The sequence below is a fragment of the Nostoc sp. DedVER02 genome (assembly GCF_034530675.2).
In the GTDB taxonomy this organism is placed as follows: domain Bacteria; phylum Cyanobacteriota; class Cyanobacteriia; order Cyanobacteriales; family Nostocaceae; genus Nostoc.
Genome location: NZ_JAVRCP020000021.1, coordinates 1 through 12,851, shown reverse-complemented (window position 1 = coordinate 12,851; position 12,851 = coordinate 1). Strand labels below are relative to the sequence as shown.

Genomic DNA, 12,851 nt, shown 5'->3' with positions numbered 1-12,851 from the left:
AATGAGCTACACCTAAGAGTCTATACAAACAGAAGTGAGTTGGTTTTACCTGATGGAACAATTCAATACTTTCAAGAAGGAGGAATGAGTCAAGCTGCAAAGATACGGTACAAAAAAATAGCAGCAGAATTGTCTGGAGGTTACTTAGAGAGACAGATTTTGTTTTGCAGAGATTTTTCATCAAATCTTGATTTCTTGCTACTGATTCCAGCGCATAAATACCTTTTAGATAGACTTGTACAGTCAGTCACTAGCGAAGTTGGTAGAGCATTAGTGGGTTTATCAATTCTACAATTGTGTGTTAAGGCAATTGATGCACAACAAAGTATTAGGTTACACAAAGGTAGTACGGCTACAAGAGACTTTTCTTGGTGTGATGGTATCTCTATGCGTTCTCTTGATAGGCAATACATTACACCTGTCTTACGAAAACATGAACTACTAAGATTGAATGCGGATGGTTTCATGATGACACGGAGTTTAGCAGAAAATTATCCGTATTCATCTGTATATAAAGCAAATATAAGAGGCGCACGTTCTGAATGGATAAGTCTTGTTGAGTCAATTGAGAAAGATGAAATAGTTTCTGAATTAGCACTACGTTATCTTCTTTCGCAACTACTCAATCAAGCAGATAACTTTAGAAGATTAGCTTCCCAGACTATTGAGAATTTGGCTTCCTTTTTGGGAGCAACAATTATTGATAAAGGAATTTCATTAAGTCTTATACTGCGTCATATTAATCAATCTGATTACGCTGCTCGTTTAATGGAGATAGCCATGCATAGCTTAATGCAGGCTATGCAAGAATATCAAGTTTTTCCCAACAGTTTGCTAAAACCACTTTCGCAAATGCGATCAGCCAATAAGAAGCATGGCAATATCGGTGATATTGAACTTTTAGAGGATAGACAAATTGTGGAGGCTTGGGATGCTAAGTATGGTAAGTCATACTTGCGAGATGAGATTGAGGAGTTATCAGAAAAACTGGAAATACATCCCGCCGTTAAAAAGGCTGGTTTTGTTACAAGTCTTGAAGCTGAACGTATTGATGAACTTGTGCCTAGATGTCATGAAATTGAAGAAATATTTGGAATATCCCTTGAAATACTTACTTTTGAGCAATGGGTAGAGCTACAGTTTGCTCATACATTAGCAGAAGAGGTTGCAACTGAACAAGAACTTGCTTCTGCTTGGCTTATAGCTTACACAGAATCTTTAGCGCAGCAACGCAGGGAGATTGCTCCAATTGATGAGCCATGTTATCAATGGCTGCTTAAACTAAATGAGACTCTGATTAAGTGAATAGCTGAATGCCGTTCATCTTCAAGAATTGAGTGAAGTGAGAATTGAACCAAGCGCTCATACTTATTTTATTAAGATTTTCACCTGTTCGAGCGTGCTATTCGCTTCAAAACCTTTAATCCCAGGCTATATCGCGTAGATTACATTGTGAAAAATCGCTTGAGTTAAACATTTGCTAGATGCTACCTTCTACAAGGTGACACAGGATTTGGAACGGTTTTTTAACCATGAAGCACAGACACAAAGTAGCTTATAGCTTAACATCACTGATCGGTCTGAATTTAATATCTACCTTAGTTGCATTTGATTCCGTAAACGCCACACCACCGAGAACCCCAGATAAAAGTGTCAACTGCGAGATTTTAGTTGTGGGTGGTGGACTATCTGGTGTCGCCACAGCTTACGAGGGGTTGCTAGCAGGACGAACGGTTTGTCTCACGGAAATTACTGACTGGCTAGGAGGACAAATTTCTTCTCAAGGGACATCTGCGTTAGACGAACGCCCAACTCAGCGCGCTCTCAAATTCTATTCTCGCGGCTATCTGGAATTGCGAAACCGCATTGGGCGCAAATACGGTAAACTTAACCCCGGTGATTGCTGGGTAAGTGAATCCTGCTTTCTTCCCCGTGATGCTCACAACATTTTAGTTCAGATGCTCAAAGATGCCCAGAAGCAGGGTAAAGGGAAGTTGCAATGGTTTCCCAACACGGTAATTAAGGATTTGGAAATCGCTGCTGATGGCAAAATAATTAATGGTGCGATCGCAATCCAACATCAACCACCAAAAGGCGCACCACCTCTCAATACCTTTACTTTATCTCAAAGTATTGAAGATTCTTATAGTTATGAAAACTCATCTCGATTTACCAAAACTATTCTTCGTTTCCTCCCCAAGGTAGCGAAAGGGAATGCTCCTAAGTGGTACGTCGTAGATGCCAGCGAAACTGGAGAAATTATTGCCCTTGCTGATGTTCCCTACCGATTGGGTATTGATGCCCGTTCTTACCTAGAACCCTCTGCTTCCAGCACCAACAACGATCCTTATTGCCCTCAAGGATTTACTTACACCTTTGCAATGGAGGCAACTAAGGAACCGCAACCGCAGACAATGCCCCCATTTTATTCACAATATGCGCCATATTTTAGCTATGAATTAACGCGACTGGCTAACTTTGATTTAGTTTTCACCTATCGTCGCATTTGGAGTCCAAATAAAGGGAAACCGACAAAATTCGGTGGTGTAAGTTTTGATGCTTCTACACCAGGGGATATCTCTATGCAAAACTGGACTTGGGGTAACGATTACCGCCCAGGAACAGCCCAAGATAACCTGATTTACAGTCGCCAACAGTTACAAAGTACTGGACAGTTAAACCCAGGGGGCTGGATGGGAGGACTGCGGACAGAAACCCTCCGCAAAGCTGAGGAAAATGCTCTCTCTTTCTATTATTGGCTAGTGGCTGGGACTACAGATTCTCAACTGGGGGATGGTGTAAAGCAGCAACAAAGCAATAACCGCTTTGTTTCGGGTTTAAATTCCCCAATGGGGACAGTGCATGGTTTATCGAAATATCCCTATATGCGAGAAGGACGGCGTATCATTGGCCGCCCCAGTTGGGGACAATCTGGTGGCTTTAGTATTTGGGAAATTGATATTTCTCGCCGAGATTACAACGATAAGTATTACTCCCAGACTTTACCAGCAGATATGTATCGGAGGCTACGAGCAGCAGTTGCAGGTTTGGAAGCAGTATCAGTAATTGATGGTAAAGTCCCACCAGAGAAGGCAATGCGACGGACTCGTTCTACCATCTTCCCCGATGCTGTGGGTATTGGTCACTACGCTATCGATTTCCATCCTTGCATGGTGAATAGTCCCCCAGAAGCCCCTGGTAATACAGAACGTCCGGGTGAAAGGCGTGGTGCGGGTCAAGCTTATCCCTTCCAAATTGCTCTCAGGGCAATGATTCCCCAGAAGATTGATAATTTGCTGGTAGGAGGCAAAAGCATTGCTACCAGTCATATTGCTGCTGCTGCTTATCGAGTCCATTCCTTTGAATGGTCGTCTGGTGCGGCTGCGGGAACTGTTGCTAGTTTTGCCATTAAAAATGCGATCGCACCCTACCAACTAGTCGATGATTTACCCAAACAAGAGCCACAACTAGAAGCACTCAAACGGCTTTTGCAACAAAATGGCAACCCCACCGCCTTCCCCGATACATCTATTTTTAACGAAAACTGGGATAATTGGCGGTAAATAGTCATTTGTCATTGGTCATTTGTCATTTGTTAAGTACAAATGACAAAGGACAAATGACAACGGACAACTGACAATGCACTAAACTAGTTAGTTGTAGTTTTGTAAAATCTTATTGACCAATTGTTTTATGATTACGACACTTTCAGCAGATATTTACGGGATGGCCACAGCACCAACTAAAGCTCCTGAACGGTCTAGTCAAGTTATCCGTAAGACTTATCCCAATTATAAAGTGATTGTATTAAACGATGATTTTAATACATTCCAACATGTGTCTGAATGTTTGATGAAATATATTCCAGGGATGAGTGGCGATCGCGCGTGGGATCTGACTAATCAGGTACACTATGAAGGTCAAGCGATCGTTTGGGTCGGCCCTCAAGAACCTGCGGAACTCTATCATCAGCAGCTGCGCCGAGCAGGTTTGACAATGGCACCTCTAGAAGCAGCTTAATTATTATGGGCAAACCCACCGCAGATTCACTCCGGGCGACTTCTCTACGAGACGCTACGCGAACACAAAAAGCTGCCAGATTGGTTTGGAACCACTCGACACACCTTTCTGGTCTGATCCCAATTTTAGAACGTCTTTGTCAGCAAGATGGCATTCAAACCGTAACGCCAGGAGTACTGGGGCGATCGAGAGGTCATTGCCCAAAAATGCAACTGCGTGTCTCTGTACCGATTCGCGGCGGCTATAAAGTAATTGCACGGCAGGGAAAAACAGTGCAAGAAGTGTTTATTTTGACTCCATTGGCACAGTCAGAACTGGAAACGGCATTAGCGATCGCAATGAAATCTTAATCATCCCCAATGCCCAATTCCCAATTCCAATGTCTACTCTTCAACACGGTGGACTGCAAATTTGTGTAGTGGCAGACTCACAATACACGAAAAAGTTAAGAAATATGACAGAGCAGTAGTTATTCTCAAAGTCATAACTACAGATTCCCAATCAGGTATAACCATTTTCTCTATACCAAAGGCTACACAATAAACCAACCAATAAGTAAAGCTCATTCTAAATAGAATCTGCTCTGTTTCTTCCACATCATTTTTTTGTTGCTTGCTGTCCCACAGTAACACTAGTCCAATAATGCAAGCTACAAAAGAAACAGCAACTACAGATTCGTGACAAAATATATTTAACGAATGCATTTGTGTTTAATTCCCACATTTTTCGGTTAAAGATCAGTCTAAAGGAATATTCCTTGCAGAAATACAAATTATTTACAAACCTCAATAGAGCAATGCAAATTATGTAAACAAATGCAACAAAAATTGTTGTTTTGCAAATATAAATATTATTTAATTATTTGCGGGGAGTTTAAAATAATTTGTCTTATATTCCAGTAGGAATGGTTGAAGAAGAAAATATCCATTCTGGAATTTAACAAGCGATCGCTTGCAAAATTTTCTTAAGTTTGCTGCTTGACGATCGCCATCTTTATCTTTAAACTTCCCAAATCTTAAAAAAGAATATGAATTTAGTTCAGGCTAGCGATCGCACTAAAAAGCGAGTTTTCCCTTATGCTGCAATTCTGATCGGTCTTACCGTAGCTTTTTTAAATTCTGCATCTCTGGCACAATCAACAAGAGGAAATACTTCAGAGCAATCACCCTTACCACAAGCTTATCTAGATGCAGTAGAGGATGCAAAAATTGCAGAACCTCGTAAAATCTATCGAAATTTGACTCCGATTGTTCCGTATAACTCCGATCTTAAATGGGACAAAAGCCGGGTTTTAGTAGTAGCTTGGACTAGCTTTCGTGGATATGCAGATAATTTGGGTAAAGTGATGCTTTTACCACGCGATTTATGGGTTACGGCTGCTCCCGACTTACAAAAATTCTGCAAAACGTACCGTTCCACTAGCCAAACATCTTTAGAGTATCGACTCAACCAATTATTGGGTTTACCTCCAGATTCCGCGACTACAACCAGATATATAGTTGAACTTTGGGTAGAACCGCGATCGCTCTTTCGTCCTAGTCGAGATCCTAACATTAGCGATCGCGAGGCAGAAGTGGAATTTCCAGTACCTAACGCCTTTGAGTCAATCTCAACCACCTATCAAGATTGGTTTACCCAGCAATTTCAAAGCCGCTACGGTTCACCAAGTAACTCATCAACTCCCGTTGTTCATTATCCGTGGACACAACTAGGATACACTTATGACTGGGGAAGTCAAAGTGATTGGCAAAGCCTTGATGCCAAGCGATCGCCCCACGTTGGTTTAAGCGAATTCGTGATTAGAGAATGGTCACAAGTAAGCGTTAATTCCACTCAAAGCGCTAAAGATTATTGTAAATAAGAGACTTGTATAGCAAGGGACTGGGGACTGGGGACTGGGGACTGGGGACTGGGGACTGGGGACTGGGTAAAAAGTGTTTTTGCGTCTAAGTTTAATCATTTGTTGATGTCATAACCACCTTGGCTGTTGCTATAACAATAGGAGCAGGGACTGTTGTACATTGATAGCGGTGCATTTAGCCATTTTACCCAATTGCTAAGTACAGCATTTCACTAATTTGTAGCGAATTAAATTTGGCAATCCCTTGCAATGGCAATGCATCTCGATACAACGTTAATGCGTGCCTCTGCAATGCTAATGCATCTCGATACAACGTTAATGCGTGCCTCTGCAATGCCAATGCATCTCGATACAATGTTAAAAACGCTGCAAAACTAACTGTACTAAAAACAATTTTCTCCTAACTGTTCGCAAGCACCAATACTCACCCAACAACTAGAACCATCTTGCCAAATTTCTTTTTTCCATATAGGTGCATTGTGTTTGAGGGTATCAATAGCATATTGGCAAGCTTCAAACGCCTCACTCCGATGAGGACAACCCACTGCTACTAAAACGCTAATTTCTCCAACTTGCAAACGTCCGGTGCGATGATGAATTACTACTCGATTCACATCAGACGTAGATAAACGAATATCAGCAGCTATTTGATAAAATACCCGCAATGCCATTGGTTCGTAAGCTTGATATTCTAGAGCAATGACAGGTTTACCATCGGTTTGATTCCGAACTACGCCACTCATGATAACGACAGCACCGTTGGCTGGATCTTCAGACTTGGTATAAATTTCTTCAAGAGACAATGGTGCAAAGCTAATGGCAAAACTATCTTCGGCTCTTGGTTTAACAGCAGAGTTAAGTGTAGTTGTCATAACTGTGTTTGTATTTATGTAGACTTTTTCTATTGTCTCTAAAAAAAAGTGGTATTCATTTATAAAAACTGAATACCACTTTGTATTTTTTCAAAATTCCTGATGAGGAAGATATATAGCACAAGCCTTTGTGGTTAGGACATCATCTGTTGATGAAACTTAGACACAAAAAGACTTTTCACCCAGTCCCCAGTCCCTTGCTATATTTAACGAGGTAGAGGTATTCCTGCTACAGCAGTCGCACCTGCGATCGCACTAGCTGCTAGGGAAGTAATCGCTGTACCAAATATCCACCAAGCAGCATTGGCAACGGTTTTTTTGCTTTCTTCGGCTTGCTTTTTAGCTTGATGTTGGATAGCTTTCAAACGTTTTTGCGTTTCTTGCTGAATGCGTTCGGCTCGTTGCAGTACGCCATCCCGCGCTGATTCTATTTGATCGATAATGCGATTAGCATCCGCCTCAGAGATATCCTCACGAGAACTGATGACAGCAACTAAGGTATCACGATCGAATTGACTGAGGCGATCGCGCAATGCTTCAAATCCAGCTTGTGGATCGTCGAATACTTTGGAAAAGTCTTGCTTAATGCCTTCATAATTGAGTTCAGAACGATCCAGGGAGTTGAGATAGTTGCGAACTTTGGCAAAAACTCCATCCAATACTGATTGCACCCTTTCCTGTATCTGCTGAAATTGCTCGACAATGGAACTACGAACCGAATCAATTTGATCCACAATTCGGTTAGCTTCTTCTTCTGAGATATCCTCACGTTGAGATAACAGTGCCACAATTGTCGAACGATCAAATTTCGAGGCGCGATCGCTTAAACTTCCAATTCCCGCGCGGGGAGAAGACAGCAGCAATTGTAAATCGCGTTTGATTCCTTCAGGGTTGAGTTCGTCTTTGTTGGTATTACGCAGATATTCTTCAAGATTGGCTTCAAAATCTAAAGCTACTTGAGTGGTACGTTTTGCTAAACGTTTTGGCGCTTTGATAATATCACCAATAGCATCTTGAGCGCGATCGATAATCTGATTAACTTGCTCTTGGCTCAAGTCTCCGCGCTGACTCACGAGTTGAACTAAGGTTTCTCGATCGACATGAGATAAGCGATCGCGCAGTGCTAAGGCTCCAGCTTTAGGATCGTCGAGTAATTTCTCCAAATCGCTTCTGATACCTTCTGGATCGAGTTCTTCTAGATTGGTATTGCGGAGATATTCTGCGATCGCTTTTGTAGTTTTTTCGTACTGTTCTTTTGCTTGCTGCGGTACTTGCAAAATACTATCTCGGACTGATTCTAGCTGATCGAGAGTTTGGTTTACCTGTTCTTCGCTCAAATCTTGACGCTGACTGAGCAATTGTACCAATGTGTCGCGGTCAAATTGCGCTAGACGCGATCGTAACAAGCTAATTCCAGCTTGCGGATCGTCTAGTAGAACTTTAAACTCACGTTTGATAGCTTCGGGATTGAGTTCGTCTTTATTAGTATTCCGCAGATAGTCTTCAACTCTTTGGCGCAGTTCATCAGCTTTCGCTTTTGCTTGTTCTTGCAATTCTCTAGCGCGATTCAAGACATTATCGCGATTGCGTTCGAGTTGACCAACAATATTATTAGCTTCCTCTTCGCTGATATCTTGACGCTGACTGAGCAATTGTACAAAAGTATCGCGGTCAAATTGTCCGAAGCGGCTACTTAAATCTTCAAAGCCAGCTTGTGGATCGTCTAGCAACTTGCCAAAGTCTCGTTCAATACCTTCAGGGTTGAGTTCTTCTTTCCCGGTTGAACGCAGATAATCTTCGATGCGCGTGCGGAAATCTTGCCCTTTTTCTCGCGTTTGCGCCTGTTTTACAGTCTCTAAAACTTCCAAGCGATCGCTTTCCATTTGTTCGGAAATTTCTTTCACCCTGGCTTCACCCAAATCATCTCGCTGCTTTAGCAAGTTAGTGAAATATTCTTGATTTATTTCTTCCAACTCCCGTCTAACAGTTGTCGGATCTGCATTTACGTCATAGATAACTTCTTTAAATTCATCTACGAGGGTAATTCGGTTAAAGTGCCAAGGGAACGAATTCAATATGTAGTCTTCGACATCTGCTTTAATCGCGTTTTCAAGTGATATTGGCAATTTTGTAGATACTTGCTTAGTTGCTTGCTTTCTAAACTCTTGAAATTGTTCTGTGACTCGATCGACATCGACATCTTGAACTTTTTCTTTTAGCTTTTGCAACTGAGTTGTAATTTTACTGACATCAATATCAGAAAGGTTTACCCGCTCCAAAACGGCTGGTGCAGCAGCGCTCAAACCATATCGAATAGCTTGCTTAATTACACCATTGCCATTACCGCCTCCAAATGTAACCAGTTGTTGAAGCCTTTCGCCCAATTGCTCGGAATTAAGTTCTTCAGGTGTAGCAGATTTAAGTAAATTAATTACTTGTTCTGTGGGATTTTGACGATTCAAAGCTTGTTGCCAAGCACCTTGAAATTGGTCGGCAATGCCATTGATCTCTTCTTTAGAAAAATCTGTGCGACTGCTGATTAAATCAATAAATGTTTGGCGATCGATGTTTTTTAATAGTTCGCTGTTAGCAATAGATTGCAAATCTGTATCTTTAAGAAGCTGGTCAAATTGGGTGCGAATTTCTTTAACATCCAGCTTTGGCAATTGCAGAGAACCTAAAGAACTTTGGAGTGTGTTTTTAATTCCTTCAGGATCGAAACCTGAAGTTAATTCCCGTCGGACTGCGGCTGTAATATCTTCAGCTGTAGAAACTAACTGTTTTTTCGCAGCATTAGCACCGATACCAGCCGTTGCTGTACCCATCAAAGCTTGAAAACCAGAAGTGACAGTATTAGAGATAGAACCAATTAAAGAACCTAATGCCGATGAACCCAACCAAATTACTAGTGAAAAATAGGTAGACCAAATTACTACACCAATAATTGCTCCTAGAGATTCACTTTCGATTAAGCTCAGTTTTACCGCTAGAAAAGAAGCAATAAATAATGCAATGCTAGCGGTTATTAATACCCAAGCACCAACTTTGCTTTGAACCTTACGAATTGTTTTACCCAAACCTTCTGACTCATCATCAGAATCTGAATCAATTTCCCAGGATGAAATTCCTACAGCTACTGAGAAGTTTGTAAATAACAATTGAAAAGCAAAGGCCATTAACACCCCAGCCACCAATGCTACCAAGATTTTAGGGCCAGAAAAAACAACTGATGCTTCTTCTGGAGTTAATACTTGTTGAGCTAAAGTGATTGGCGCTAATCCAAAGGGTAGCGAGTTCCATCCCCAAATATTTAAAACACCTTGAAACATAGGATTTTCTCACTTATTTTCAGTTAAAGAACCATTACTAAAATGGCTTATCTATTAATTTAGTTGCCACTTAAATAGAGTGACACTTTCTTAGGTAAGAACTTTGTTTGTCAAAAGTTGTATTTTATAAAAACTTACATTACATTGGTTTATTAATTTTCAACTAACAAACCAATATAAAGTTTTGTAATTTCATAAAAACAAAAAATATAGCCTGATTTGTTTAGTTTTATTTCATGCCAAAGTATCATCCCAATATAGTATTACTATTTGATTTTTGAACGAAGTTAGCTATTGTAGCACTATTATTAAGGGTTTGATGCGTTAAGCTGTCGCTAACAGATCCTACGGATATTTTTATAAATAAAACCTGATTACTATATTTTTTCCAGGAGTGGCTTAATTTCCACTATATATTTTGAATGAATATTCTGATTTAGAGATTAAACTAACCTTGAAATTAAGTTTTTAAGAAAAATAAAATGGTTAAAATCTAATTTTTGTAAACACTTTGATACTTAAAGATTTTTACTACCTATAGATAAAAACACCTATGCCTAATGATAGAGGTAAAAATTCTTCCAAGCGATTGATGAAAACTAAAAGTAAACATGTATTAATAAAGTTTATTAGGAGCTATAAATTAGTGAATAATTAATTTTTGCTGAGGAGATAAAGATAATGGTTGTAGGTCTACATAAACGTGCTGTAGGTGTATTTTCTCATCGTCGAGATGTTGAACATGCGCTACATGAATTAAAAAAAGTTGGCTTTGACATGAATAGAGTCTCTGTCATTACTCAAGACGGAGAAAGAGATGATATTGCTGGGGCTGAAGTGCGCGATCGCGTCGGTGATAAATCTGACGATGGCGCTAAACTCGGAGCCGCTACAGGCGGAGCTTTAGGTGGATTGACTGGTTTATTAGTCGGTCTTGGGACTTTGGCAATTCCAGGAATTGGGCCAATTATGCTGGCTGGAGCCGCAGCAACAACCTTAGCTACAACTCTCGCGGGTGCTGGTATTGGTGCAGTAGCTGGTAGTTTGCTCGGTGCATTGATTGGTTTAGGAATTCCCGAAGAACGAGCTAAAGTTTACGACGAACGTGTAAGACGCGGACATTATTTAGTCATCGTTGATGGTACAGATACAGAAATTGCTAGAGCAGAAACAGTTCTCCGTCAGGGTGGTGTCGAAGAGTTTGGTATTTATGACAACCCAGATGCTAGAAATGCTGATTATGTAGCTCCAACCTCTAACGTTAATGTCGCTCATAGTGGTGTTGCTAGACGCGCGATTGGAGTCTTTCCTCATCGCCGAGATGCAGAAGCAGCAATCACAGAATTAAGAGATGCAGGTTTTCCCTTAAGTAGTGTATCCATCATCGCCAAAGATGCAAACGGTCATGGGATCGCTGGTGTAGATGTAGATAAAAACGTTGGTGCAGGTAATAAAGCAGACGATGGTGCAAAAGCTGGAGCAGCTACAGGCGGTGTTGTAGGTGGCTTGACTGGCTTATTAGTTGGACTTGGAACTTTAGCAATTCCTGGAATTGGGCCTGTGATTGCGGGTGGTGCAGTAGCAACAGCTTTGGCAACAACCTTAGCTGGTGGTGCGATTGGTGCAGCAGCTGGTGGTATTGTTGGCGCACTGGTTGGCTTGGGAATTCCTGAAGACAGGGCGCGGGTATATAGCGATCGCTTCCAAAGAGGCGACTACTTGGTAATTATTGATGGTACCCAAGCTGAAATCAACCAAGCTGAAGCGATTCTCAATCGTCGAGGTATTGAAGAATATGCTGTCTATGATGCCACTGATATCAGCCAGCATCGCCCAGGTGTAGATAGAGTTACACATCACGATACAGGAGTTGTAAATAGCGATCGCACCAATTACTCAGCAGACGTTCGTGGAAACGATCCTGCTGTAGTCATTGTTGACCGTCGTGATGAAACACTTTAATTCAAATTAATAGAATTCATTCGGAATTCTGTTTCAAGAATTTGAAAACTTTGCTCCTCACTTCTGCTGTAAAAACCAACAAATTCAATTTTTCGATTGCGAATTAAACCTATGCAAAAGCTAACCCCTTTCTTAATTAGTGCCTTTTTAGTCTTTGGTGTTGCTGCTTGTGATAACGCTTCTAAAACAAGTGAATCTGCACCCAATAACCCTAATGAGGCTGCACAAACACCAACTGCACAAACAACAGAAGCTTCTCAAAAAGACGCACAAAGTGAAGTTCGCAGAAGACAACTTGATGCTGATATCCGTGCCCGCGAACAGCGCAATAATACCACTGGTGGCGATACAGATAGAGCTAAAGGTGATTTAGCAAGCGAAGTTCGCTCCAAGCTAGAGGCAAACATCCCCAAAGGTCAAATAACAGTTGATGCCACAAAGGATGGAGTTGTCACTGTCGGAGGAACTGTCAACAATCAGCAGGAGTTGGCTAAAATTGAAACTTTAGCTAAACAAATTAAAGGTGTCAAATCTGTAGTTGTTAAAACAACTGTTGCGCCACCAACAAGCTCAGGTAAACCACAGTAAAAAGTGCTGAGTGCTGAGTTAAAAGTGCTGAGTTAAAAAACCGCCCACGAGGGGCGGGGCTTTTACGATAGTGCGGAAGTCCTGGGTAATCTTCTTGCTACTCAGTACTCAGTATTTGTAGTGGACTGACACAGCTAAAATGTTGCATTAGAACTAACAGATTCCTCCTCCTCAAAAACTGGATAAAGATGTTGCAGTTTTACCCTGGCATCCTCAGTA

Annotated in this window: 10 protein-coding genes; 7 read left to right on the top strand and 3 right to left on the bottom strand. The window is 41.2% G+C overall.

Features of this window, described 5'->3' with window-relative positions:
* Positions 1 to 39 precede the first annotated feature (39 nt).
* The 4 genes from RMZ41_RS20175 to RMZ41_RS20160 all read left to right on the top strand — a co-directional run bounded on the left by RMZ41_RS20175 (position 40) and on the right by RMZ41_RS20160 (position 4,370).
* Positions 40 to 1,305: a hypothetical protein gene (locus RMZ41_RS20175; protein WP_322734337.1), complete on the top strand. Its 1,266-nt coding sequence runs from the start codon at positions 40 to 42 to the stop codon at positions 1,303 to 1,305.
* Between the two features lie 227 nt (positions 1,306 to 1,532).
* Complete coding sequence (locus RMZ41_RS20170) at positions 1,533 to 3,563, top strand: FAD-dependent oxidoreductase (protein ID WP_322639841.1); 2,031 nt, start codon at positions 1,533 to 1,535, stop codon at positions 3,561 to 3,563.
* A gap of 130 nt (positions 3,564 to 3,693) precedes the next feature.
* On the top strand, positions 3,694 to 4,020 hold the full coding sequence (gene clpS, locus RMZ41_RS20165; RefSeq protein WP_322639840.1) for an ATP-dependent Clp protease adapter ClpS: 327 nt from the start codon (positions 3,694 to 3,696) through the stop codon (positions 4,018 to 4,020).
* Between the two features lie 5 nt (positions 4,021 to 4,025).
* Complete coding sequence (locus RMZ41_RS20160; protein WP_322639839.1) at positions 4,026 to 4,370, top strand: DUF2103 domain-containing protein; 345 nt, start codon at positions 4,026 to 4,028, stop codon at positions 4,368 to 4,370.
* A 33-nt stretch (positions 4,371 to 4,403) separates the two neighbouring features.
* Here RMZ41_RS20160 and RMZ41_RS20155 read toward each other — a convergent pair whose 3' ends face one another.
* Positions 4,404 to 4,724 (bottom strand): hypothetical protein, encoded by a 321-nt coding sequence (locus tag RMZ41_RS20155; protein WP_322639838.1) that lies wholly within the window; start codon positions 4,722 to 4,724, stop codon positions 4,404 to 4,406.
* 323 nt (positions 4,725 to 5,047) lie between these two features.
* Between RMZ41_RS20155 and RMZ41_RS20150 the strand changes: the two genes are divergently transcribed.
* Positions 5,048 to 5,881 carry a hypothetical protein gene (locus tag RMZ41_RS20150; RefSeq protein ID WP_322639837.1) on the top strand — a complete coding sequence of 278 codons (834 nt, stop codon included), beginning with the start codon at positions 5,048 to 5,050 and terminating at the stop codon, positions 5,879 to 5,881.
* A 383-nt stretch (positions 5,882 to 6,264) separates the two neighbouring features.
* Here RMZ41_RS20150 and RMZ41_RS20145 read toward each other — a convergent pair whose 3' ends face one another.
* Together RMZ41_RS20145 and RMZ41_RS20140 are read right to left on the bottom strand one after the other, a co-directional pair.
* On the bottom strand, positions 6,265 to 6,753 hold the full coding sequence (locus RMZ41_RS20145; protein ID WP_322639836.1) for a molybdenum cofactor biosynthesis protein MoaE: 489 nt from the start codon (positions 6,751 to 6,753) through the stop codon (positions 6,265 to 6,267).
* Between the two features lie 206 nt (positions 6,754 to 6,959).
* Complete coding sequence (locus RMZ41_RS20140) at positions 6,960 to 10,082, bottom strand: MFS transporter (protein WP_322639835.1); 3,123 nt, start codon at positions 10,080 to 10,082, stop codon at positions 6,960 to 6,962.
* Positions 10,083 to 10,763: 681 nt separating this feature from the next.
* On the opposite strand from RMZ41_RS20140, the gene RMZ41_RS20135 reads away from it, so the two are divergent.
* Entirely contained in the window at positions 10,764 to 12,044 is a 1,281-nt protein-coding gene (locus RMZ41_RS20135; protein ID WP_322639834.1) for a histidine kinase, read from the top strand.
* Between the two features lie 111 nt (positions 12,045 to 12,155).
* Complete coding sequence (locus RMZ41_RS20130) at positions 12,156 to 12,632, top strand: BON domain-containing protein (RefSeq protein ID WP_322639833.1); 477 nt, start codon at positions 12,156 to 12,158, stop codon at positions 12,630 to 12,632.
* The last annotated feature ends 219 nt before the right edge of the window (positions 12,633 to 12,851 follow it).